The sequence below is a fragment of the Candidatus Hydrogenedentota bacterium genome (assembly GCA_019695095.1).
Classification (GTDB): Bacteria; Hydrogenedentota; Hydrogenedentia; order Hydrogenedentales; family SLHB01; genus JAIBAQ01.
On the sequence record JAIBAQ010000017.1, the window covers coordinates 1 to 24,737 of the forward strand.

Annotated in this window: 19 protein-coding genes; 11 read left to right on the forward strand and 8 right to left on the reverse strand. The window is 59.0% G+C overall.

What is annotated here, in order from left to right:
* The first annotated feature begins 712 nt into the window (after positions 1 to 712).
* From ndk to K1Y02_04800, 5 genes are all read left to right on the forward strand, one after another.
* Positions 713 to 1,168 carry a nucleoside-diphosphate kinase gene (gene ndk / locus K1Y02_04780; GenBank protein ID MBX7255659.1) on the forward strand — a complete coding sequence of 152 codons (456 nt, stop codon included), beginning with the start codon at positions 713 to 715 and terminating at the stop codon, positions 1,166 to 1,168.
* A 421-nt stretch (positions 1,169 to 1,589) separates the two neighbouring features.
* Positions 1,590 to 2,039 (forward strand): DUF1844 domain-containing protein, encoded by a 450-nt coding sequence (locus tag K1Y02_04785; protein ID MBX7255660.1) that lies wholly within the window; start codon positions 1,590 to 1,592, stop codon positions 2,037 to 2,039.
* Between the two features lie 76 nt (positions 2,040 to 2,115).
* A complete protein-coding gene (locus K1Y02_04790) occupies positions 2,116 to 3,405 on the forward strand; it encodes an adenylosuccinate synthase (protein ID MBX7255661.1) in 1,290 nt (429 codons plus the stop codon).
* Between the two features lie 199 nt (positions 3,406 to 3,604).
* The gene (locus K1Y02_04795; protein ID MBX7255662.1) at positions 3,605 to 5,989 is read left to right on the forward strand and encodes a hypothetical protein; all 2,385 of its coding nucleotides are present in this window, start codon (positions 3,605 to 3,607) and stop codon (positions 5,987 to 5,989) included.
* Positions 5,990 to 6,064: 75 nt separating this feature from the next.
* Positions 6,065 to 6,802, forward strand: coding sequence for a glycosyltransferase family protein (locus tag K1Y02_04800; protein ID MBX7255663.1), 738 nt, complete (start codon positions 6,065 to 6,067; stop codon positions 6,800 to 6,802).
* On the opposite strand, the gene K1Y02_04805 is transcribed toward K1Y02_04800, so the two are convergent.
* Both K1Y02_04805 and K1Y02_04810 read right to left on the reverse strand, forming a co-directional pair.
* Positions 6,778 to 7,704: a hypothetical protein gene (locus tag K1Y02_04805; protein ID MBX7255664.1), complete on the reverse strand. Its 927-nt coding sequence runs from the start codon at positions 7,702 to 7,704 to the stop codon at positions 6,778 to 6,780. The two genes, K1Y02_04800 and K1Y02_04805, sit on opposite strands and share 25 nt — an antisense overlap.
* Positions 7,705 to 8,878: 1,174 nt before the next feature.
* Positions 8,879 to 9,913, reverse strand: a complete 1,035-nt coding sequence (locus tag K1Y02_04810) for a hypothetical protein (protein MBX7255665.1) — start codon at positions 9,911 to 9,913, stop codon at positions 8,879 to 8,881.
* Between the two features lie 235 nt (positions 9,914 to 10,148).
* Between K1Y02_04810 and K1Y02_04815 the strand changes: the two genes are divergently transcribed.
* A complete protein-coding gene (locus K1Y02_04815; GenBank protein MBX7255666.1) occupies positions 10,149 to 10,508 on the forward strand; it encodes a DUF2089 domain-containing protein in 360 nt (119 codons plus the stop codon).
* Between the two features lie 595 nt (positions 10,509 to 11,103).
* Here the strand turns inward: K1Y02_04815 and K1Y02_04820 are convergent.
* From K1Y02_04820 to K1Y02_04830, 3 genes are all read right to left on the reverse strand, one after another.
* Positions 11,104 to 12,474, reverse strand: a complete 1,371-nt coding sequence (locus K1Y02_04820; protein ID MBX7255667.1) for a Gfo/Idh/MocA family oxidoreductase — start codon at positions 12,472 to 12,474, stop codon at positions 11,104 to 11,106.
* Between the two features lie 255 nt (positions 12,475 to 12,729).
* On the reverse strand, positions 12,730 to 12,885 hold the full coding sequence (locus K1Y02_04825) for a hypothetical protein (GenBank protein MBX7255668.1): 156 nt from the start codon (positions 12,883 to 12,885) through the stop codon (positions 12,730 to 12,732).
* Positions 12,886 to 13,034: 149 nt separating this feature from the next.
* Positions 13,035 to 13,976: a DNA-processing protein DprA gene (locus K1Y02_04830; protein MBX7255669.1), complete on the reverse strand. Its 942-nt coding sequence runs from the start codon at positions 13,974 to 13,976 to the stop codon at positions 13,035 to 13,037.
* Positions 13,977 to 14,067: 91 nt separating this feature from the next.
* Here K1Y02_04830 and K1Y02_04835 point away from each other — a divergent pair, with 91 nt between their 5' ends.
* Genes K1Y02_04835 through K1Y02_04850 form a run of 4 tightly spaced genes read left to right on the forward strand, consistent with a single transcriptional unit; the run spans position 14,068 to position 20,086 of the window.
* Complete coding sequence (locus K1Y02_04835; GenBank protein MBX7255670.1) at positions 14,068 to 15,306, forward strand: family 1 glycosylhydrolase; 1,239 nt, start codon at positions 14,068 to 14,070, stop codon at positions 15,304 to 15,306.
* On the forward strand, positions 15,303 to 17,147 hold the full coding sequence (gene murQ, locus K1Y02_04840; protein ID MBX7255671.1) for an N-acetylmuramic acid 6-phosphate etherase: 1,845 nt from the start codon (positions 15,303 to 15,305) through the stop codon (positions 17,145 to 17,147). Before K1Y02_04835 ends, murQ begins: the two co-directional genes overlap by 4 nt.
* 57 nt (positions 17,148 to 17,204) lie before the next feature.
* Positions 17,205 to 18,899: a SpoIID/LytB domain-containing protein gene (locus tag K1Y02_04845; protein MBX7255672.1), complete on the forward strand. Its 1,695-nt coding sequence runs from the start codon at positions 17,205 to 17,207 to the stop codon at positions 18,897 to 18,899.
* 26 nt (positions 18,900 to 18,925) lie between these two features.
* Positions 18,926 to 20,086, forward strand: a complete 1,161-nt coding sequence (locus tag K1Y02_04850) for an anhydro-N-acetylmuramic acid kinase (protein ID MBX7255673.1) — start codon at positions 18,926 to 18,928, stop codon at positions 20,084 to 20,086.
* 214 nt (positions 20,087 to 20,300) lie between these two features.
* Here K1Y02_04850 and K1Y02_04855 read toward each other — a convergent pair whose 3' ends face one another.
* The 3 genes from K1Y02_04855 to K1Y02_04865 all read right to left on the reverse strand — a co-directional run bounded on the left by K1Y02_04855 (position 20,301) and on the right by K1Y02_04865 (position 23,247).
* Positions 20,301 to 21,521 (reverse strand): MFS transporter, encoded by a 1,221-nt coding sequence (locus tag K1Y02_04855; GenBank protein ID MBX7255674.1) that lies wholly within the window; start codon positions 21,519 to 21,521, stop codon positions 20,301 to 20,303.
* A 156-nt stretch (positions 21,522 to 21,677) separates the two neighbouring features.
* The gene (locus K1Y02_04860; protein ID MBX7255675.1) at positions 21,678 to 22,529 is read right to left on the reverse strand and encodes a hypothetical protein; all 852 of its coding nucleotides are present in this window, start codon (positions 22,527 to 22,529) and stop codon (positions 21,678 to 21,680) included.
* A gap of 157 nt (positions 22,530 to 22,686) precedes the next feature.
* The gene (locus K1Y02_04865; protein MBX7255676.1) at positions 22,687 to 23,247 is read right to left on the reverse strand and encodes a hypothetical protein; all 561 of its coding nucleotides are present in this window, start codon (positions 23,245 to 23,247) and stop codon (positions 22,687 to 22,689) included.
* A 351-nt stretch (positions 23,248 to 23,598) separates the two neighbouring features.
* Between K1Y02_04865 and K1Y02_04870 the strand changes: the two genes are divergently transcribed.
* On the forward strand, positions 23,599 to 24,450 hold the full coding sequence (locus K1Y02_04870) for a HEAT repeat domain-containing protein (GenBank protein MBX7255677.1): 852 nt from the start codon (positions 23,599 to 23,601) through the stop codon (positions 24,448 to 24,450).
* The last annotated feature ends 287 nt before the right edge of the window (positions 24,451 to 24,737 follow it).

The following is a 24,737-nucleotide window of genomic DNA, read 5'->3' on the forward strand; positions in this document are numbered from 1 at the left end:
GGTTGGACCCTATCGTGCACGCGCCCAAGTTACGAGCATTAAGCAGTGCGTATGGAAGCAAGGCAGGCTCGTCCAACGAAACCCGCCACGTCGGATTTGACTAGGCCTTCTCATGGAAGCCGCAAAGGCGCAGGGAGCGCACAGCCTGTGCGGGGGTCGCGTGAACCTTGACGGTTCAAGGGTCTCCGTGTGGTTCGTTGGTCAGGATTCCTTGATCTACAGATAGGGAGAAGCACGGCACGTATTCGAGTAGACATGGTTCAGTCCTTGTTTGTTGCCTCTATATAGATGGGCGAGTTCGTTGCACTGGGGGAGCAAAATCCTCCGGAGGAGAAGGGGAGACCGTTCGGTTGTTGAGAGTGGCTGGGTCAAGATCCCGCCACAACAAGGAAGAAGACCATTCCCGCAGAGCCGCCAAGGCGCAGGGAGTGTGCAGCCTGTGCGGGGGTAACGTGAAACTTGACGGTTCAAGGGTCCCCATGTTGACCGGTCCGCGTGCCGCGTTTTCGCACGCCCGATGCGCATCAGAAGGTGAATTCGTTTGGTTGCATATTCCCGCCGTCGTTTGCTACACTCTTGCGGTTTGCTCTGTCTCTCGCAACCTGCCCCTCATTCGGGTTCTCACTTGAACGGCCGGAATTTGGGTAGGTCTGTCTTGTTTGACGGACAAGCACAAACCGACAGTCAACGAGTTCTTGGAAGCAGGTACCGAATGGCAATTGAACGAACGTTTGTGATGATCAAGCCCGACGCAGTCGGTCGCCGTCTTTGCGGCGAGATCATCCGCCGTTATGAGGCGAAGGGCCTCAAGCTTGTCGGCATGAAGATGCAGATCGTTTCGCGCGAGCTCGCGGACAAGCATTATGCCGAGCACCAGGGCAAGAAGTTCTATGACAGTTTGGTGGCGTTTATCACCTCCGGCCCGACCGTTCAGATGGTGTGGGAAGGCGAGAATGCCGTTGCAGTCGTTCGTAAGTTGAACGGGGCCACGAACAGCCAGGAGGCCGATTTTGGCACCATTCGGGGTGATTTCGGCTTGACGGTGCAGAACAACCTTGTTCACGCGTCGGATTCGCCCGATACGGCGAAGCGTGAGATCGGCATTTACTTTGCCGAGAACGAATTGTGGGACTATTCGATGCCCGACGGGCATTGGTTGGTGAATTAACGGGGCCGGTGGCGGACCCATGTAGCGCCCGGTCTCTGAGCCGGGCGTATCGACCAGGGAGATTGGCGCATGGCAGGTGGAAGAAAGGTACGGCGCGCGAAAATTGCGAAGCATAAGCGCAAGAAGCGGCGTCGCGCCAACCGGCACAAGAACAAGAAGTAGGCAGTGAGCCTCCGCGTTTTTCGCCGGTACGATTCGTGCCGGCGGGAAGCGATCGCGCACTACACTTTAAGGTTGTACCAGAGGGATTTCTCACGAACACGCAGTTCGCCGAGAGGTGAGGTGTATTTCGTAGTAACTTCTGCGGACGAAATCGGCGAGTGTTCGCGAGGTATTCGGAGACGACTGCGCATATTGACGGGTGATTCGGGACGGCGTGCGCGCCGTCCCGAGTGCCCGTTCCGCCGAGGAGGTGTGACCGATGGCAGAAGACGAACCGAAGATTTTCATCGACGAAGGCTGGAAAGCCCAGGTTCAGCGCGAGAAAGAAGAGGCGCTGAAGCAGAAGGCCGCGCCGGTCGCGGACGAAGAAGAGCAGCCAGATGCCGAAGACGAGCAGCAGGAGATCGGCGAGATCACCTTTGCGACGCTTGTTGAATCGTTGGCTACGCCTGCTGCCTTCGCGTTGGGGTTAATCGCCTCGCCCGATTCCCAGAAGATCATGGTCAACCTCGCCGAAGCGAAGTTTCTCATTGACATGCTGCTCGTGCTTCGCACGAAGACGAAGAATAATTTGACGTCGGAAGAAGAAGGCGTCTTGACCGAAACGATCGCGGGGTTGCAGCGCGCCTATGTCATGCGCGCTCAGCAGATTCAGGAAGCCGAGCTTAAGCAGGCCGGCATCAATCTCGGCAAACCCGGCACGAAATAAGTCCGAAATTCCACACGTGGGGTAGGCCGGACGCTCCGCGCCCGCGCATCTGCTCTGCCTAAGAGGAGGGAGCGACATGGCTGGGTATGTCATCGTCGGCATGCAATGGGGCGACGAGGGTAAGGGCAAAATCGTCGACTTCCTCACCGAAAACGCGGATATGGTTGTCCGGCACCAAGGCGGCAACAACGCCGGGCATACGGTTGTCGTCAACGGCAAGAAGACCATTCTGCACCTGATTCCCAGCGGGATTCTGCATCCGGGAAAAGTATGCGTGATCGGAAACGGCACCGTGCTCGATCCGGAAGTTGTCTGCCGGGAGCTTGATAATCTTGCCTCGTCCGGATGCAGTTACGAAGGGCGTCTGTTCATTTCGTCCGGGGCGCATGTCATCCTTCCGTATCATAAATTGCTCGACGCCGCGCAGGAGAAGTTCCGCGGCTCTCAAAAGATCGGCACCACGGGACGCGGTATCGGACCGACCTACGCGGACAAGGCCGACCGGTTTGGCATCCGGTTCGCTGATTTTGTCGATCCCGAGATCTTCCGAAAAAAGCTGACTGAAGCCCTGGTTTACAAGAACGCCCTTTTGCAGAACACCTTCAACGAGCAACCGTTGGACGCCGAGCAGGTGTTTGCGCAGTATTCCGTCTATGCCGAACGCCTGCGTCCCTTCGTTATCGATGCGGTCACGCTCGTGCACGAAACGCTGGGCGCGAAGAAGCGCGTAGTCTTCGAAGGCGCGCAGGGCTCCATGCTCGATATCGACCATGGCACCTTCCCGTATGTGACGAGTTCCACCACGCTCGCCGGCGGCGTCTGCGCGGGAGCCGGGGTCGGCCCGCGCGACGTCAAGGGAGTCATCGGCATCGTCAAGGCATACAGCACGCGTGTCGGCGAAGGGCCTTTCCCGACCGAGCAGTTGAACGAGACCGGCGAACTGCTGCGCGCGCGTGGCCAGGAATTTGGCGCGACCACGGGGCGTCCGCGCCGGTGCGGTTGGCTTGACTGCGTTCAACTGAAACGGGCGGTCATGCTGAATGGCACCACCAACGTGGTCATCACGAAGCCTGACGTGCTCAGCACCTTGAACCCGCTTCGCATTTGCACTGCCTACGAAATCGACGGCCAGCGCACGACGGTATTTCCGTCGCAGGTGACAGTGCTTGCGAAAGTGAAGCCGGTCTACGAGGAACTGCCCGGCTGGACCGAGGATATTTCGCAGTGCCGGACGTGGGACGCATTGCCCGAGAACGCGAAGCGGTATTTCCGGCGCATTGAGGAATTGATCGGCGTGCCGATTAGCCTCATCAGTGTTGGTCCCGGACGCGACGAGACGATCGCTCACCGCGACCCGTTTTCGTAGGCGACGATTTTCCATCCTTCTTGAGACGCCAATGACACGTGCTGTAATTGGCGCATCGCACAGGTATACACTTTCCGTGGTTCCCGAGTGACTTGACGCTGCTCAACCTAGCCTGGACTGGGGGGAGACTAGCTGTTCCGGCGCAGGTTCAAAGTCAAGACTGAACCGGCTGCATTCCGCAGTCTGCAAGGGGAGAACTATGAATACGCAGCGTCCGAGTATGGCTTTCCTCGCAACATATTGCCTCGTTTTGTGCGGCTTCATCGCTTCGGCCCAAGAGCTATTCCCTTCCGACCTGCCATCGAGGGAATGGGTGCATTTTCAGGCTGAAGGCTTTCAGGAACCTGCACTCGGCGTGATCTTTCGGGGTCACGACATTCTCACCAATGGCATGGCTCTGGGCGGAATTGATACCGGTTGCATTGACTTTGAGAACACCGGGCTTCTGGGGTACATGACCATCTTCAACACTCATGTGCCGAGACGTGGACCCGTCAACCTTCCTTTCCTGGGGCTGAATGTGGGCGGGCAGACGTGGGTGCTGTGTAACCCACAGCCCAAAGATGGTTGGGGTGGTTCGCAGAAGGGCAAGGAAGTCATCCCTGTTGATATGGGATTGAAGCTGGAGGGCGTCAAGACAGTGGACGACATTCTGTACTGGGGGCACTATCCCGTCGCAGATGTCGAGTTTAAGACAGACGCGCCGGTGCAAGTAGGCATGCGCGCCTGGACTCCATTCCTGCCGGGTGATGTCGTCAATTCCATGGTTCCCGCAATTCTCTTCGAGGTTCGTCTGCGAAACGCTTCAAGTCAAGCGCAGACAGGCACCATCGCCATTAGTTTTCCAGGACCCACGCCGCAGGAAGCAGGAACAGATGTCTTCACACGAGAGTCTGTCGCGAACGGTAGTTTTAGCGGGTTGAGCGTCAAAGCACCGCTGGCAAGTTATGTGTTGGGCTCGCTGAATGCAAAGGTTCGAACAGGTGGAGAATTAGGTGGAAACGTACTGAACTGGACAAGGATCGCTTCTGCCCTTCCCGATACAACCGGCGGGGCATCTGGTAGCTCTGCTGCTGTTGATTTCAGACTGGCCGCAGGCAAGTCCAAAGTCGTGCGCTTTGTCTTGGCGTGGTCGGCTCCTACCTGGAAGGGTTCCGGTTTCAATTGGGCAGAGGGCAATGTATTCAGACACATGTACGACAAGTACTATCCCGACGCGGTACAGACAGCGGCCCAAATGGGCAGATCTCACAAGCAATTGCTCTCTCGCACCCTGGCATGGCAGGAAGCAATTTACACAGACGATTCGCTGCCCGTCTGGTTGCGCGATGGTTTGGTCAATATTCTGTATTGCATCACCGAGGACGGCTTCTGGGCACAGCGTGACAGCGGCGCGCTGGCATGGGTGAATGAGGCAGACGGACTTTTCGGTCTGTGCGAATGCCCGCGTGGCTGTCCGCAGATTGAGTGCATTCCATGCAGCTTCTACGGAAGTCAGCCCCTGGTGTATTTCTTTCCGGAGCTGCAGTTGTCGACCATGCGCGGCTACAAACATTATCAAGGCGAGGATGGACGCCCTGTATGGACGTTTGGTGCGCCGGTTGACATGATCACGCCGACGTATACGCAATATCAGTCGTCCACAAATGGTGTAAGTCTGCTCGGAGTGGTCGACCGATTCCTGATGTGCTGCGACACCGCCGACAAGAAGTATACGAAGGAGTTCTACCCGCTCATTCGCAAGACGATGGAGTACAACGTCAACATCGGCAAGGCCGGGAACCCGAACTACTCGATCGGCGAGCAAGTCGTTGCCATGCCGAATATTGAAGGGAATTTGGAGTGGTTCGAGACGCAAGAACCAGGCTGGAACGGCTTGGCTGGTCATATCGCCATTCTGCGCTTGGGACAGCTTGCCATCGCGCGTCGTGCTGCCGAGCAGATGGGCGATGCCGATTTCGTGAAGCAGTGTGATGACTGGTCACGCGCGGCCATGGAAGCCATCGAAAAGCGCCTGTGGGATTCGCGTGGGTATTATCTCAATTGGCATGAGCCGATCAGCGGGAAGAAGAGCGATCTCATCTTTGGCTATCAACTTGACGGCGAATGGGTGCTCGATCACCATGGACTTCCCAGTCCCCTCCCCAAGGAACGCGTTCTTACGATTCTCGACACCATCAAGAAGACCAGCATCGCCGTCACGAAGTACGGGGCGGTCAACTACACCAATCCCGATGGGACCGTTGCCAATCCTGGCGGCTACGGGTCCTTCAGCTACTTCCCGCCGGAAGCCCTCATGTTGGCAATGAACTATATGTACGAAGGGCAGACCGCATACGGAATCGAGTTGGCCCGAAAGGTATGGCACAACATGGTTTGCCTGCAAGGTTACATGTGGGACGTACCCAATATTATGCGCGGCGATGCCGACACCGGCGAACGCACGTTTGGCAACGATTATTACCAGGACATGATGCTGTGGTCAGTGCCTGCAGCGATTCATGGTCAGGACTTTGCCGGTCCCATGCAGCCGGGGGGGCTGGTTGACCGCGTGTTGAAAGCCGCGGCCGGAAAGTCCAAGTAGGGCAAGCGATTTTGGAAATACTTTGCCATTGAGCTACCCCGGACATAGAATCGTATCATGAGCACTGGCGAGTTCATGAAACCTCGCGTCGTCACCGTCATTCAGGCGCGCATGGGATCCACGCGATTACCCGGCAAGACGCTTATTGACATCGGCGGCACGCCGATGCTCGCGCGGGTGGTGAACCGAGCCAAGCGCGCCACCCTCGTGGACGAGACGGTTGTCGCGACGACCCTTTCGGGCTCGGACGACGCCGTGCCGGAGGCGTGCGCAAGATGGGGTGTGCCGTGTTTTCGCGGATCGGTGGATGACGTGCTCGACCGATATTTTCAGGCCGCACAAGCCCACCGAGCGGACGCCGTCGTGCGAATTACGGCCGATTGCCCGGTGATCGACCCTGATGTTATCGACCACGAAGTCCGTCTCTTTGTGGAGCATCAGCCGGATTATGTTTCCAATGCCGTGGTGGGGCCATTCCCGCGCGGACTCGACGTGGAAGTCTTTTCGATGGACGCGTTGACGCGCGCGTGGCGCGAGGCGCGGCCGGGGTTCGAGCGCATCCACGTGACGCCCTACATCTACGATCCCGCCAATGGCTTCGATATTCTCTACTCCAGGTGGGACGACGATTATTCCGAGTACCGGTTAACGGTGGATACGGAAAACGACCTTGCGTTGATTCGCGCCATCTACGCCTATTTCGGCAATGCCGACACGTTCACGTGGCCGGATGTCTTGGCGTTGCTGAAAAGTAACCCGATGCTCGCGATGATCAACGCAACGGAACATCAGAAACCGTTGGAAGCAGGGTGAGACGAAGGCGAGCCGTTTCGCATCAAATCGTGAAGCGTATCGTCATATGCAAACGGGAACTCCTCCAGCTTGTCCAATTGCTGAAGACCCTCTATGAAGTCAACGGTCATCGGAAAGCGGCCTGGATAGGGGAGAAACTCCACATGCCCATCCAAGAATAGAACGTGCCCGCCATCACCGTGATTCCAGGGACGTTCAATGACGATTGGGATACTCTGCTCCACGTACTGCAAGGCAGCAGGGTTTCCTATCTCATGAATCACGAAACGTCCCACATCTCGCCGAAGCGCCTGATAGAGATGGCGCTCATGTTCCATTGCTTCCGCTGCGGCGCTGTACACTTTCCGCACGGAACCATGCCTGTTCTCATATTCGGACACGATGCGGCCCCACTCTTTCTTGCGGGCAGTAACGATTTCGACGCAGTCAGGCCAGACCTCGTTGGCATTAGGTATTGCTTCGCCTTTTGGAATGTGATTCTCGTATTCGCGCAGCCACGTCAGTGCGGAACGTTCGTCGACAACAAGGTACCCGAGATACCAGTAGCAGGTGTCATCGATTGGGGGAGTGGGCAATGTCGCGGCCCTCTCGCTCGATGACGCACGATCTTTGTGTGCGGGGCAAATGAATAGGCTCGTATCGTTGACATAGTCGGGAAAAAGCCGCTCGGCGTCGCACGTAACGCGACCTGGCGATAGCGATAGGGATGGATACTCCTCTTTGTGTTCGACGCAATACTCGCGTAGTGCTTTCCCGATTCGAAGCAGATTCTCGGCGCATTGATCCTTTGCGAGGCGTCGCTGTATTTCAGGCACCTTCTTGACTACCAGCGCAGTTGCAAGCACTGCTGCCGCTAAACAGACCACTCCGATTGCCAGCAGACGTCTGTACCTGGAATTCATGCGAAGCCCCCCTTCAGGGGAATTCTAGCACGAGACAGCATCAAAGGAACGGTGTTTCGCGCTTTCAGCGCTGTCATAAGGATGGTCTGTTACCTAGGGCGACGTATTGGATTATGCGCCACTGGCGTGTCGCACTATCCAATACTCTGCCCTAGGCTGTTATGTTCTTGCGCCTTGCGGCGCGGAAGAGAAGTGGCGGATGTGCATGGTGGGGCGAGGCGCATGCACGGTGGGTTGCGGCGATGGAGTGGAGACCTGACGGTTGCATGCCGACAAGTGGATCGGCGGAGTGGTCCAGCGCGGCGGAACGGGAGACCCTGCCAAAACGGAGGTTGTGAACGGTTGAGAGCAGAGGACGGGGCACGATGCGTGGCCCGAGTGGAGGTCGTCCCGAGTAGCGCCGCGCTTGCCGAGCGCGGCGTGGTGTAGACCGTAGACTAAGGGTAATGTGTAGTATGAGGTATTCGAGAAGATTGTTGGTTATACGCCGCCGGCCTCATCGAGGCCGGCGCTACCCCGCAAGCAGTGCTGCGCAGCCGAGGGCGGTTGCGATTCGACACGCGAATCTGTGAGCCGCGGTCGATGACGGCGGCGTGTTGCTTGCGCCCTGACAGGGCGCTCGTTGGGTGGGGGCGGGTACCTGGGGTTACGATTCGCGTTTCAGACGCGAATCTCACCCCAGGCTGGAGTATTTCGCGCTTGCAGCGCTCCGGAGTATCGAGTCAGGTCAGCGCCGCGAATCTCACCCCAGGTACCTATTCGTCACGATCGTTAAATTTTGCGAATTTCCCCGTGCTCCCCGTGGTTTAAAGTCACCCGCGCCGGATTGATCCTTTTTTCGGAGTTCATCGGCGTTCATCCGTGGCTGAGTCTCTTTTGGTTGCGGCTATGCAGCGCCAAGCTGCAATGTTATGCGCCGTTGGCGCTCAAGAGAAGGAATGGCGCTGAGGAGACATCGTATCAAGAGGGAGTCGTTTCCTGAAGGAGTTGTTTCAAGTAGGAGTTGTTTCAAAAGGGATTCGTCGCGCCGGATTCCAACGCGTTAACGTTGGTCTCACTTTTTGGACCCACTCGCTTGCTTGCGGCAGGATTGGCGTGGCTTCACGGCCCGTTTCGTAGTCGGCTGCTCCAATGCTGCGGACTACCTGCGCACAAAGGGCCTCAGTGCACTACGTCACTTCTTTTTGCCCGGTTCCGGGCGCCAGGCGGGTGCGTAGTCGTTGGTTGCGTGGGTAGTGAGCTGGATGACTTGGCCTTCGCCGATCTGCGTTGCGTAGAGGTGTGGTGCGCCGCTGCGGTTGGATACAAAGGCAACCCATAGGCTGTCTGGCGACCATGTGGGGGCCCAGTTGTCGAATTCAGGTTCGGTTGCGACGTCGTATACGAGTTCGCGAAGCGGATTGACACGGTACACGCCCCGGCGTCCCTTGCGGAACGACTCGAATGCGACCCATTCCGCGTCGGGCGACCAGACGGGATTCCAGTCCGGCGCACGGTCGTTGCTCACGTCGATCACGCCGAAATTCACGTCAAACACGCCGCGCTTGGTAATTGCCACGAAGATCTCGCGGTCGCCGCCGTCGTTGGAATCGTAGGCCACTGCGCCCTTGGAGGGGTACACCGCCGGCGCCCATTCCACATACCTGCCCGTAGAGGCTTCGGTGTCCTTGGCTTCGTCGGTCTTGTCTTGCGTCACCCAGTATAAGTCTGTTGTCTGTTTGCCCGGCGCACCGACAATCCCCACGGCAATGAGCTTGTCGCTGGCAAACCAGGCTGGCTTCGTCAGGGATATCGCGTCGCCGCCCCATTGGGTTTCAACACCGGTTTCCAGCGTGCATACGACGATGCGAGTATTGAATGTGTCGCCGGAGGCGTAGGCAATGCTCATTCCGTCCAACGACCATGCCGGGTACCGGTTCCACTCCTGTTTGTGGTCAAGAAACCGGCCGTTCGTGCCATCCGCCTGGACCACGTAGATTCCCAGTCCGCCGCCGGGGCGTGCCGATTCAAACGCCAGTTGAGTTCCATCGGGCGACCATACGGGTGCGCCGTCGCGCGTGCCCGGGCCGATCCGTCGCACCGTCTTGGCGGGTAAATCCAGGATGCAGACACACTGGTCTTCTTGTTCTGTCCCGGTCACAAAGGCAATGGCGCCAGACGGTTCCGCCGCGAGGAGCGCTCCAATCATGAAGGGTAGTACGGTTAGCATGAGAGGGATTGTAGCATGGTCCGCTCATCGCAGAACAGTGTCCGAATGACGGAATTGCACGATGGCAGGAGGGCCAACTGGGAAGGGCGAGTGTATTCGGGTCATCCCGGAGTCTTCGGGTGCGGACAAATCGCTTGAATTAAGTTAAGCAAATTTTTATGTTTATTAAGTGCGTATTGACAGCGCACGCGAAATTACCTATGATGGACCTTAACAAACTTAAAAAATCCTTTACATGTCTGAAACAATTCCAAGATGGCTCGCTGACCTGTCGGAGGACGAACTCCTGTTCGTCAAGCGCTTTCTGCTTGCCTCGGGATCCCTCAAGCAATTGGCATCCGAATATGGCGTCTCGTATCCAACCCTTCGTGCGCGCCTGGACCGGCTCATCGAGAAAGTGCGCGTGCGCGAAAATCCCGAGAACACGGGCACGCTGGATCGGCTGGTGGGTCTGTTGGTGGAAGAAGGAGTGCTTTTGTCGGGTACGGCCCGAACCATCATCCAGGCGCACAAGCGGGATATGAAATCGGCGATGGAGCGTGTCGACACGGGTTTATCCTACGAGCCGGAGACGGCACCGCCCATCGAAGCGTAGCGAGTACTTGGGGAGGCGTCCTTCTTCCACCGCTCGATTACGTTTCGGAGACTAACGAGGGATTCTTTCCTGGCTGCTATGTTGTACACCAAAGGTTCGGAAGAGGGCGTCTGGTAGAAGAGGGAATCTGGACATGATTAACAGGATTCACACGATAGGCTCTCCGCGAGTTGCGAGACATGTCATGGTGCAGGAGTCCTAATCGTGTGAAGCCGTCACTGGTCCAAAGAGGATCTTCGCCTCCTCCGCACTTCTTATCATGCTGAGGCCAACAAGAAACATTCCGTGATAAGTCATCCTGATTTTGCGGACGGGAGTGACGTGTTTATTTGGAGCGAAGCGAAAGAACTGTCTTGAAGCACGTTGCTGATGCCAGATGCTTCACTGCGTTCAGCATGACAGATTGGGGGCGGCTGCGTGCCGTTTCCCCGAGACAAGCCCCCCCTCAGGGAGACGGTCATGGGCAGAATGTAATGCAGCTTGACGAGTGCGGCCCAGAGGGAAGAGCAAAACGACAGCGCCCCCGAACCCTGGCGGATTCGGGGGCGTCGCGATCACTATGCGGCACGTTGCGCGGGTGCGCAACACCGGATGGTTATACGATCTCCCAGCCCTTGCGGTACTGCTTCGATACGAACTCGTTGGCTTCTGGGCAATTGGTGACCTTCATGTTCGGGCCATCCCATTCCAGCTTCTTGCCGGTGCGCAGCGCCAGGTTGCCGAGCAGAACGATTTCCGTGAAGGGGCCGGAATAGTCGAAGTTCGAGCACGCGGGCTTGCCGCCTTTGCACGCCTGAATCCAATCCTTGTAGTGATCTTCTTCCGGGATGCGTTCGAGCGTTGGGGCCGGAGCCTTGTAGTCCTTCATCAAGGAAATCGGGTGCAGGGTGGGCTTTTCGCCGTAGCAATGCGCCGAAATGGCTCCCTTTTCGCCGATGAACAGCGAACCGTTGTCGCCTTCGCCGAGGACTTCGTCGGCAGGGGTGTTCGCGGGGCGCGGGGGCATGTTGCCGCCGTCGTGCCAATACAGCGTGAGGGCGGGCATATCGCCGCGGGCCGGGAACTCGTACTTGATGATCGACTTGTTCGGGGCCTGCTCCTTGGTGATGCCTTCCTGCGACACGACTTCAACGCTGAGCGGATGACCAAGCTTCATGGCCCAGTTTGGCGGATCCATGATATGGCAGGCCATATCGCCGAGCGCGCCGCAGCCGAAATCCCACCAGCCGCGCCATACGAAGGGGTGATAGCAGTTCTTGCCCGTGACCGGGTGCTTGCTGACATAGGGGCGGTCGGGGGCGGGACCTAGCCACACGTCCCAGTTGAGTTCCTTGGGAGGCGTGTCTTTGATATCGGGACGGTCCAAGCCTTGCGGCCAAATCGGACGGTTGGTCCAGCAGTGGACTTCTTTGACCTGACCGATAGCGCCCGACCAGATCATTTCGCACAGTTCGCGCACGCCGTTGCCGGAATGGCCCTGGTTACCCATCTGGGTGGCGACCTTCATCTTGCGGGCGGTCTCGGCCAGCTTGCGGGCTTCCCAAATTGTGTGCGTGAGGGGTTTCTGTACGTAGACGTGTTTCCCGGCCAGCATCGCGCCCATCGCAGCGACGGCGTGAAAATGGTCGGGGGTAGACACCGTGCACGCGTCGATGTCTTTTTGCTTCTCGAGCATGACGCGGAAATCCTGGTAGATCTTCGCATTCGGATGCTTCGCGGCCATTTGGCGTGTCTGGTTGAGGTCGGCATCGCACAGGGCGACGATGTTTTCCGATCCGCATCCGCTCAAATCGGCAATGCCTTTGCCTCCCGCGCCGATGCCCGCAATGTTTAATTTCTCGTTGGGCGAACGCGTGCTGATTTTGGCCGGGGCCTTGCCCTTTTTGCCCGTGGTGGCGCATCCGGCGGCGATGGCCGCCGCAGACCCCGCAAGGAACATGCGACGTGAAATCTCTGGCTTCTTCATAGTGGGACCTCTCTTCGTGAACACTGGAAACGGTTGCGACTAGCCCCGCAGTCGCGGTCGGTGATATCGCGCCTGGGCCGCGGCATGCGCTACAAGGGCAAGACTCACAGGTGCAGGCGGGACGCCCCCAAACACCCGAAGAAAGAGCATAGACCAATCGGAAGGGATGATCAACGGGGATTTCGAGGGGCGGTAACGGCGTAAATCTCAACGACTATCATTCCGACAGCACGTGGCTTTTGCCAATCGGGCCTACTACTTGGACGCCTTCTTAAGAATCTCATCCACTTCGCTGTGGATCTTCTCGCAGATGTCTTTACGGATGTTCTCGGGGATCTTGTAGTGCTGCGTCTGCTCCAGCAACTCGATGGTTCGCAGCGCGACTTGATACGCGAAATCGTGGACTTTCATTGCTGCTCCTTTTCATCCACAGATGACACAGATTGCCCATCGCGGAATTAGGGACAGACCCGTCTGCGCTCACTTCGCTCGCTTCGCTTGGGTCAGTCCCCGAATTCCGCGTCGTCGGCGCCATTTGTGTCATCTGTGGATTCGTGCTTTCAGAAGAGTTCGGTCTGCTTGGGCCGGGTTTGCGGAGGTTCGCTCATGAACCGGAGCAGGCGCATTGCATCAACATCGCCGTCTTGCGCCAGGGGCAACGCGCCTTCGCGGAACAGGGTTTCTCCCATGCCGCCGTCGTCCGCGCCGGGGTGCACGAGCACGATCTTCCCCTGCTCCAAGCCACACCGTCCCGCGCGGGCACTTCCTCCGGCCTTGCGCGGTTCAATCACACACACAACATCCGCGAACGCGCTGATTGTCGCGTTGCGCGTGACGGCATGGACCGTCTGCCACACGGCACTCAGCGGGAATTGGCTGACCAACGTGAGTACGCCGCGCTCCAGCATGTCCGCGACGGCGGGCGCGGGGTAGTTGAGCATCCCCATCGGCAGCACCATCACGGTTTTGCCGCCCGCTTGAGCGGATTCGTTGTGCGCGATGGTGTCGACGCCTTCCGCGCCTCCGCTGACGACCGTCACGCCGGCTTCCGCGAACGTACGCGCACACTTGGCGGCGAGCAACGCGCCTTCCGCCGAGACTTTGCGCGCGCCGACCACCGCCGCCGACGGCGCGTCCAATTGAGCGATATCACCAAAGCAGAACAAGAACGCAGGCGCGTCGTTGCCGAGACACAGGGTCAATTTCGCGGGGTAGTCATCATCTGTAGCGAGAAACACGCGGCCTCCGGCGGAGAGAAAGCGCTGCACTTCGCTTTCAACCTTGTCGATCACGGTTTCACTCGTCCGCTGCAAAGCGGAAACAAGCGTGTCGAAATCGCCGACAGGCAAGCGCTCCAGCAGGCGCTGGGGTTCCAGACGCGTGAGATAAAAAACGGAGACGCCAAGGTGTTGCGCCGCATGCAGCGCGCGGCGCGCCGTGGCGTTGCCGACGCCGGAGACGTGGCATAGCGCCAACAACGTGGCAACGTCGCGTGTGTTCATGACTACCCCTCGGACACTTTCTTTTCGCGGCTTCGCGCTCATGCTACCATGCGCGCGACGTCTGGTACAGGTCGCGGATTGAGGAGCAGCAGTGATTCAGTTTCCACGAGAGTTTCTGTGGGGGGCAACGCTTCCCGGTCACCCAATTGAGGGCGCGAACTTTGCGGCGGATTGGTGGGCCTGGGAACAGCGCCCGGGCCGTATAGCAGACAAGAGCAACTCGCAAATTGCCGCGGGGCACTACGAGCGGTACGAAAGCGACCTTGATCTTGCGAGGCAACTCTCGATGAAGTCGCTTGTCTTCTCGGTGGAATGGAGCCGTGTGGAACCGGTTCTCGGCGAGTACGACGACGCGGCCCTGGCTCACTATCGCGACGTGGCGCGCGCCATGAAGCGCAGGCAGACTGAGCCGATCTGTGCGCTGTGGAATGTAACGCTCCCGAAATGGCTTGCGGATCGGGGTGGTTGGTTGTGCAGTGATGCTCCTCATGCCTTCGCGCGGTATGCCGCGCGCGTGGCAGAGAAGATTGCGCCGGTGTGCAAACGATGGATTCCGTTGACAACCCCCGTTCACTATGTCCAGCACGCGTATATCGACGGGGCGTGGCCCCCGCAAAAGCGTCGCAGCGATCTGGGCGTGAAGGCGCTTCGTAACCTCGCGCTTGCGCATCGAAAATCCGCGGATACGATTCGTTCGTTGCAGGGAGACGCGTCCATCGGGGTGTCTGTCCGAGGCCAACTGCTTGACGTGGCGAATGCGTGGAGTGCTTGGGATGCGCGCGCGGCACGTACCGAAGAGACGTTCGCAAACCATGCTTTTCAGGGGCTGTTGCGCGAATCCGAATTCGATTTCACGGCGTTGTCGTATGCGGGTGCGATCGACTCGGTGCGTTTTGCGGCGTGGCGGCCATTGCGCCGCTTTCGGAGAGTGCTTGCGGATGCTTCCGAGTCTTTTCCGGAAGGTTTGTTGCGCCTTATCCGCGAAATGCGCCGCTATCGCAAGCCTGTGCTCATCGCAGGCGTCGGTACGGCCACGCAAGATGAAGCGGCACGGTGTCAGTTCTTGCTGGAACACGTCTTGCAGACCCACCGCGCGATTGCGGAGGGTTGTGATGTGAGAGGATTTGTTTACGGCCCCATGCTGGATGGGTTTGAGTGGCATGCGGGATATACTCAGCGATTGGGGCTTGTGGCCGTGGATCGCGAGACTCTGACGCGCGCCGCGAACCCGGCTGCGTACCTTCTCAAAGACTTGAGCGATACCAACGGCGTGCGTCGAAGCGCGGTGATGACGTATTGTCCTGGGATGACGGTGGATGGAGCGGCGTGATGACCAGTGCTCATTTGATTCTTGCCATTGACGGCGGCGCAACCCGCACGCGCGTGGGTCTCTATGACAACCACCGCGCACTCGTGACGGAAACGTCCGGAGGACCTTCCAATCCGGTGGTGTGCGGCATGGACGCCAGCGTCCGCAACATTACGACGTTGTGCCTTCGCTGCCTGGAAGGGCTCGAAGGCACACCGCTGATCGTGGCAGCCGGCATCTCTGGAGCGACGCGTCATCGCGAGCCGATGGCGCAGGCCCTGGCGTCGGCGTTGAATGCGCGCCGCGCTGTGGTGACGAATGACCTGTATCCGCTCTTGTTCGCGAACGCGGGCGTGGAACCCGGCGTGGTCGTTATCGCGGGCACCGGTTCCAGTGTCGTGGGGCAGAACGCGGCGGGCGAAACGCTGATCGTCGGCGGCAAAGGCACGTTGCTGGGCGACGACGGCAGCGGTTACCAGATTGCGGTGACGGCGCTGCGCGGGATCACCCACGCACTGGACGTTCTGCAAACGCGTGCGCGTCTCGCGGACGGGTTGGCGAAGGCGGCAGGACTCGATACGTTTGAGGACTTCGTAGTCTGGTCGCACAACGCGACCAAAGAGGAGATCGCGCAACTCTCCGAGACGGTGTTGGAGTTCGCCAACAACGGCGATGACTTCGCGTTGAAGTGCCTTGAAAGCCAGGCATCATTGCTGGCCGGACAAGCTGTGTCTGCGCTCATCCAATTGCACTTGCGACCGGATACCCCCATTTATCTCAGCGGCGGTCTCTTTGAGCATTCGTCGCGGTACCGCGCGATGTTCGAGCGCGCTTTGCTTCGCCCCGAGACCACGGCGCGACCGGTGTTGGCCGCACTGCGCGGACACCGCGCTGTTGCAGAACTCGCGTTCGCGGAGACCATTCCGGCGCATCTGCCGTTGGCTGAGGCCGAGGGCCAGCAGGGTGGCGGGGAATCGTTGTCGCCGACGGAAGGACATGCATCGGACGAAGTCACGATTGATCGGTTGACGGCGCAGGAAATCGTGAAGCGCATGAACCGCGCGGACGCGTCCGTGGCGGTCGCGGTGAATCGTTGCAGCGACGAGATTGCGCGCGCCATCGAGTTTGCCGCCGAGGCCATCGCGTCGGGTGGACGTATCATCTACACGGGCGCGGGCACGAGCGGGCGGCTCGGTGTGTTGGACGCATCGGAATGCCCGCCGACGTTCGGTGTGCCGCCTGAGCGCGTTGTCGGCATCATGGCGGGCAGTGACCGCGCTTTGCGCGATAGTGTGGAAGGAGCCGAGGACGACGAAAGTGCGGCGCGAACCGACTTGACGCTGCTGCATCCGCCGCTGGGCGCAAGGGACGTTGTTGTGGGTATTGCGGCGTCGGGCACGACGCCTTACGTCAAAGCGGGATTACGTCACGCGGCCGCGTGCGGGGCGCGCACGGTGTTGCTGTGCTGCAATCCACGGGCGAAAGACAGCGCCGACTGCGTGATCGCCGTGGACACCGGGGCGGAAGTGGTCGCGGGTTCGACGCGCTTAAAAGCCGGCACGGCAACGAAAATGGTCCTCAATATGATTTCCACCGGGGCCATGGCGCTGGCGGGATACGTCTATGACGGGCGGATGGTGCGTATGCGGCCCGCCAACTCCAAGCTGCGGCGGCGCGCCGCGCGTATGGTGTCCGCGCTCACGGGACTAACAGAAGACCTCGCCGCGCGCCGATTGGAAGATGCGGGCGACGATATTGCCGTGGCGGTGCTGATGACACGGCTTGCGCTGGATCGCGAGCAGGCCATCGGCCGGCTCAATCATGCCCACGGCAACCTCCGCCGCGCACTGGAGGAGTCGTGACTCTTCACCTCATGACGCCGAATGCCTACCGGCGCGCTCAAACCCGGTGACGCCGGCATGACTCGAACTTCGCGCCCTTGGTTGGTTTTCTGCGGCCTCGTCTGCGCCGTGCTGGTTTCCACGTGTTCCTGCCGGACGCACCGGAAGACCGAACCCAAACCTGCGCCGATACCGCCGCCCGCAGTACGTCCGTCGCCCGAGGTTACGCCTCCCCCTGCGCCGGCACCGGTCGTGCAGCCGGTTCCACAACCTCCCCCGGCGCCGGCACCCGCACCGAAACCAACGATGGTTTCGTCGAATCCCCCGGTACGGATACGCCTGACGCACGGGATTCGCGAGATCGCGTTTGAGACAACGGCGCCGGGCTCCGTTGAGTCGCAAGGCCGGAGAACAGACCTGACTCCGGGCCGGTGGACGCTTCGGTTGACCCAAGCGCGGCCGCCGCGCAGACAGTTTCACGTGTTCACGAAGACGTTCAAACCGTGGGAAGAGAACGAACTCAAGACCTATGTTTCCGAGTGGAAGTCACGCGGCTATCCCGTCGAAGTGGCTTCGCTGGGACATCCGATTCAGACTGCAAGCGGGTATGTGCTCGATTGCCGCCAGGAATGGGTGTCGCTTCAACGCTTCTCGTCGGAGGCCGAGGCTGACGCTTTGCGCAAGCGCCTCGAAGCGCAATCGGTATGGGCATGGATACGTCCCGAAGTGCTGGAAGCGGGCGCAGGAAACGCCACGCTCGTTGGCGGATCTCCCCAAACCTCGCAGTCCGTTTCGTTGCCGCTTACCGTACATGGAACGCAGCCTGTCCGAGTGAGCGCGGGGTCCAAGAGCGGCGTGTACGCAGGCGATTTGAGCGTGGGTGTCGGTCCGGATTCGATGTTCGAATTGTTCGAGACGTCTCCCGTGGAGGATTACCTCGCGGGCGTGCTGCCGGCGGAGATGCCCGCGTTGTGGCCCGTCGAGGCGCTCAAAGCGCAGGCTGTGGCAGCGCGCAGCGACGTGTTGATGCACATGGCCATCAAGCACGTGTTGGAAGGGTTCAACTTCACCGACAGCGAAGGCGACCGTGTGTACGGCGGTTTCAGTGGACGCCACCCGAATACCGACGTGGCGGTGCGCGAAACGGCGGGCCGCGTGCTGGCAGCGGCGAACCGCATTGTGGCGGCGACGTTCAGCGCCAACTGCGGCGGGTATTCCGAGAACAACGAGACCGTCTGGTCGGCTCCAGCCGATCCGGCCCTGCGCGGCGTGCCGGACTATCCCACTGGAAAGGGTCCAACCGGCGGCCCACTATCCGAGGGCATGGGCAAATGGCTCGGCAGCCCGCCCAAGGCCTATTGCAGCGACGACGCCGCGAACTTCCGGTGGAGCAAGAAGCTGACAGCCGCGGAGGTCACGCGCCTTGTGAACCAGAAATACCGCGTGGGGACGGTGCGCACGATTGAGGCCGGCGAGCGGGGCCCGAGTGGACGCCTAAAGTGGGTACGCGTAACGGGTTCGGAGTCCACGGCCACCATACGAAAGGAATTGGCCATACGCCAGGCGTTTGGCGGTTTGCCAAGCGCCATGTTTATAATTGAATCGACGCCCGGGCCGAACGGTCCGGTTGGCTTTGTGTTTCGTGGCGGCGGACGCGGCCACGGCGTGGGGTTGTGCCAGCAGGGGGCGCGCGGAATGGCCTTGGCAGGCAAGCGCCACGACGAGATACTCGCGCATTATTTTTCAGGTGCTACCTTGGAGACCCTCGAGTAACCGCGGAAAGGAAGAAACAGCCACCTATGTTATTTGAAGGAATCCGCAAAAAGACGACGCGATTCGCCGTCGGGATGACGTGCGGCACCGCGGCCCGGGGAATCGACGCCGCACTCGTGCGCATCAAGGGCAGCGGCGATAACCTCCACATCAAATACATCAAGTCGAGGCATTTCCCGTTTGCCCCCGGTCTGCACACGCGGCTCATCGTGGCGCGAAAAGACGCGCGGGAGCTGGCGCTCCTCAACTTCGAGCTGGGCGAACTGCTGGCCGAAGCCGCGCAAGACATGATCCGCATCGCGCAGAAAGAATTGTGCGAAGTCGATTTCATCGCCGTAGACGGGTACACCGTGTCACACAATCCGCCGCGCGGCTACGATCTATCCATCGGCACTTTCCAAGTCGGCGAGCCAGCCATCATCGCCGAGCGCACGCAGCACCCGGTCGTGTCGGACTTTCGGTCACGCGACATGGCGGCGGGAGGACAGGGCGGACCCATCAGCGCATATGCCGACTGGGCGCTGTTTTCGCGCGAAGACCGAACCGTTGCGCGCCTTCATCTCGGGGGCATCACGAGCATCACGGTGATTCCGCCGAAGTTCGACGAGATCATCGCGTTCGATGCGGGTCCCGGCATGATCGTGCTCGACGGCGCGGTGCGCCAACTGACCAGTGGCACCCAGGAAATGGACCTCAAGGGTGCCGCTGCCGTGAAGGGCGTCGTCATCGACGAATTCCTCGAGTTCCTGCTTGATCATCCGTTTTTCGCGAAAGTGCCGCCCAAGACCACGAGCCGCGACGAGTTCGCGCCGGAGACGTATCTGCGCGATGCCCTTGCGGCGCGGAAGGACCATTCGCTCGACGACCTCATGGCAACGGTTACGGCAGCGGTGAGCTATTGCCTTGTCCGCGCGTACAACCGCTTCGTCAAACCGCAATTCACCGTATCGCGCGTGATTGTGAGCGGGGGCGGCGTGAAAAACCAGGCGCTCATGCAACGGCTCAAGAACGGCATGGGCGATGCCGTGCTCCGCGCCAGCGACGAATACGGTTTGCCGGCGGATGCGCTCGACGCCATCGGCGTCGCCGTGCTCGGCAACGAAACCCTCTGCGGAAAGCCATCCAACGTGCCGCACGCCACCGGCGCGCAACAGTCGGTCACCTTGGGGCGGATTACGCCGGCGTAAGCCAAGACAGTCTGGCCGCGAAAGAACGCAATGAGCGCACAAGTGAGCCGTCACTCCGAATGATGGTCATTAGCAGAAGTGACCGTGATGAGGGCGGCGTGTAGTAGGCGAGAATTCACGTAGGCAATTGCCTGCACGCTCCGTTGTGGCGTGGACTCCCGACCGCGCTACTCTTGCGACCGAGGTCTCCATTCTTCCCAACGTTCTCTGCCGCTCACTGAGCCTTCTTGATCATCTCCGATTCATTCAAACGCGTGCAGAGGATGACGTTCAATGCGGTGATGGCGATGAAGAAGATCATGAAGGGGGTCATCGAGCCGCCGGCGGAGCGGAAGGCGTCCATGCCGTAGATGAAGGCGACGCCGGAGATTTGTCCGGCCAATAGCAGGAGGCCTTGGGAGGTGGATTCGGGGGCGGGATAGCTGAGTTCGGCACCATACTGAAACCCGATGGGTCCGGCGCTCATGATGAAGAATCCCAAAACAAAACTCGATGCCAACAGCACGGCGAAGTTGGTGGCGAATGCCAAGCCCGTCAAGCCGGGAATCGTGAATGCGGTGGCCGTTATGAGAAACGGTATGCGTCTGCGTATTTTGTCGGAGATGGGCGGAAGAATCGATGCGCCCAGCACGCCGCCGATCATCATCAGCGCTCCGACGGCGCCTGCCTGAGTCGAATCGAGACCTCGAGGACTGAGTATCTGTTCAATCCAGGTTGTGACGGCATTGAAGATGCCAAGTCCAATCAGAAACATGAGTAGAAGCAACACAACCTGTTTCTGTTTGAACATGTGCTTCAGTCCCGCGATGACAAGGAAGCGCTCTTCCTGGCCGGGAGGAGACGGCGGAGTCGGCGGCGCTTCTTTGGCAAACACGAGAAACAGTACCGCGCCGACAACGGAAATCACGCCATAAGTCTTCAGCATGCCGTCGATGCCCCAGGCGTGGGCGAGCAGCGGCGTGGCCGCCATGGCCAAGATGATTCCGATGTATTGCGACAACGCGGCGAGACCGGTCGCGGTTGCGCGTTGGCTGATTGGAAACCACTTCGCGCTGATGGCCGTGTAGGCGTTGAGTATGAACGGTTGCGCCACGGCAAGGCCGAATTGGCAGACGCTTACCATCGCGTAGTTTGCCGCGTATACCCCTTTGAGCAAGCCAAAAATGCCGATGAGCGCCGCCCCCGCACCTACGCCGACACGGATTCCGTAGGTATCGATGACGTACGACGCGGGAATGCTGACCGCCAGATACACAAGCATGAAGAGCATCGACAAGAAGCCTATCGACAGCGGCGTCACGGCATAGTACTGGGCCGCTTCCGTCGTGATGGGCGCCAACGCCACCCAGTGAATCTCAATCACCGCGTTTAGAACGGCGAACACCAGCAGGACGATCCAGCGGTATCCGTAGACCTTCGTTGGCGTATTCTCCATGCACCTGTCTTTCTTGTTCCGCCTCTCCGTCGCAATTTGCGGAGAGCGGAAATATTGAAAACGGTTTTGCCGCGACAGAACGCAAAGAATACACGGGATGGACGGACGGCGGGTAACGGGGTTTCGCAACCGGGGGTCATTGAGCGATAAAGTCAATCAAGACGATTGCCTCGCTAAGCGATTTGCGAAGTATTTGCGGGCATAGACCAAATAGCCGAACCATACGAAGTAGACGAGACAAAGAGACAAACTGGCCGCGGGCGTACCCAGCGGAATCTTCTCCATGAGCGGATCGCCGGGGTACGACGCGGCGAAGACTTCATAGTAGTCCGCAAACGTAGCGCCGCGCGCATATGTGACTGCCTCGGAGAAGAACAGAATCAGAGCGAGTATAACTCCGCACCACCAGGCAGACTTGCGTAGCCTGTATGCGCCCCAGGCCACGTATACGCAGATGGAACACACGAATGCAGCAGCAACGGCACCGGGGACAGGACCCAGGGCGTGGCCGAAGTAGAATTTAGGAAGCGCCACAATTAAGGAGACCAATACCCCAAACAACTTGTTTGCGGACGCGACAAGAATCACCAATACCGGTATTGGGCACTTGTCAGTCCACCGCGCGACCGTGTCTCTCGATTCGCATGTCTGCCTGACATCCTCGCTGCCGTAGAAGTACACGAACGCCATGAAGATAATGATCATGAAGATCTTCATGAGAAGCGCCGCTCCTTTGGGTATGTGCCCAATCGGCACTTCGTCGAAAGTGTCGAGAAAACTTGTCAGGTCAGCAAGTCCAGCGACAAGTTCAACCCATGACCAGGCCAGAATGATCGAGCGCGCCCACCGTCGCGCGCACATCGAGCCTATACCGACTACAACGAACCAGGCGCAGAGCACAGGACCCAATAACAGGAAGCCGTACAGCCAACGTAAAGCCATTTGGCCAACGGCAGGGCGGTCACCGATCGAAACCCAAAGCGCGATCACCAGGAAGAAAACGAACATAATTGCGAAAAGGACCCCCGGAATGACAAGCAAGCACCCGAAGACGCTAAGGCCGGTTGAACGGTCTTTGAACGATTTCGGGTAAAGGGTTTCCTCGCAATCTGCCTCTTGCGGTTCTATTTCGCTGGACTTCACATCGCACATAGACGAGTACCGTTCAATTTCCTTCCCGCAAGATCTCGCACACCTGACCGCAACTCGGGCATTTCCGGAATTGGGGAATCCTCTCGAGTTGCCAACCATCAGAACAACTCGGGCAGATAACCCAGTCATCATCCATGACCGGAGCCACATTTGAAGAAACAGGGATTTCACTTCCAAGACGGGCAGACACACCGAGCCATCCCGGCACTTCTCGCCAGAGAATCTGCTCAACCAAGAAGTAACCGCCGCAAACACAGAACTCAAGCCTGCCTTTTGTATGAAGCCAATCGCACATGATGTCCTGTCTAGCGACTCCTCCCGAACAGTCCGCGGCAATAGACATTTCGACAACGTGCAGCAAGATGAACTCGAAGGCCGAAGGCTGCGGCCACATGACCTGCACCAACAGCCGGGCGTTGGGATATGGACTCCATTCGAGCTGATGGCGAGCACTCACGAGCGGGATGTATTCGCTGGCGACGACGTGAACTTCTTTCAGAACCGCATCATGATCGATGAAACGTGCTCGCAAGTCGGCCAACCCTTCGTCCGAGGTTATCAGCGTATAGCCCATCTCTCCTCCTGGCTGGGGCCTTGATCTTACAAGTCCCGACTAGAGCGACTCCGATATTTGAACCTTCACTGCTCCTCGATATGCGTACCGTTCGTTCTCTGCCCCGCTCCATTCTTCGTCGCCCCCGCGAAAGCGAGGGTCCATCCTCGCCATTCATCGATTTCTATCGGCAAGATGGATTCCCGCCTGCGCGGGAATGACGGTCGTAACGAATTGCTGATTCTTCGAGTGCAGTTTTCGTGATTCCCTCGGTGCCTATCCCGCTCGTTGGTCGTGTATTCTACGACAACCTATTGTCACACATTAGCACATACAAGCATCGCGTAGACCGAATGGGCAGGGAGTAGCTAGATGGTCAAAAACAGGAAAGAGATAGCAGGGAAAGGAATACCCGCGTCACGTGTGGCCGCGCTAATTGCCCAAGCTTTGGATGCGAAGGACCCCGAGCGGTGGGAGATTGTTTGCGAACTGCACAGGGCGGGTTCCAGGAGCGTGTTGGATCACGCTGTCGGGTTGTGTGGCGGCCGCACAACAAATGAGCGTTGCTTGGGAGCTGACCTGCTCGGACAGCTAGGCGTACCCAAGCGCGTTTTCGCCGATGAGTGCGTTTCGACCCTCTTGGCCATGCTACGCACTGAAAAGAGTCCCTCTGTCCTCAATTCGGTCGCAGTCGCTCTGGGACATCAGGGCGACGGCCGCGCCGTTCTCCCTCTCGCGAGGCTGAAGACTCACAAGAGCAAGAGAGTGCGGCAGGGCGTCGCATTTGGCCTTTTGGGACACGAGCATCCTGCGGCCATCAGGTCGCTGTTGTTCCTAATGGACGACCAAGATGCGGGAGTAAGGAACTGGGCAACATTTGGCATTGCCAGGCAGGTCGACGCGGACAGTAAACACATTCGCGCGCATTTGTGGCGGCGGCTCTGCGACAGGAATGCCGAGGTGCGCGGCGAAGCTCTGATGGGGTTGGCAATCCGGCGCGATCCCCGAGTCGCGTCTTGCATATGCCGCGAGTTGAATCAAAAGACCGTGAGTCCTTACACGTTGAATGCAGCAGCGGAGCTTGGCGATCCCTGCCTCTTTGAAAGCCTGAAACGATCGGATGCGCGCGGCAACGTCACGACAGGAATATGGATGGAATTGAAGGTGGCCCTGCGGGCATGCCAACCGCAACGAGAATCAGTGCGAGGAGCAGGCAGCGAATAACGTTGCGTGCATCTACTCTGGCAAATGAGATCTGAGATCGCCATTTCGTTTCCTTCAGCTTCTTTTGCGCCGCGATTTCAGCGAGATTAAAAGGGGCAACGGGAAGGGGAGAAGAGCACGAGGCTGCTTTGCAGGAATGCTCGTCGAGGGGTATACTAAGTTCGGTGCTGGGAGGCGCCGCATCCGCGAAAGATGGTATCACTCCCGTTCCTCGTTAAAGACATGTAGGTGATTTCCTTTGTGGACTGATGCGGATCGTGTCCACGCCAACGCAAAGGAATACCGAT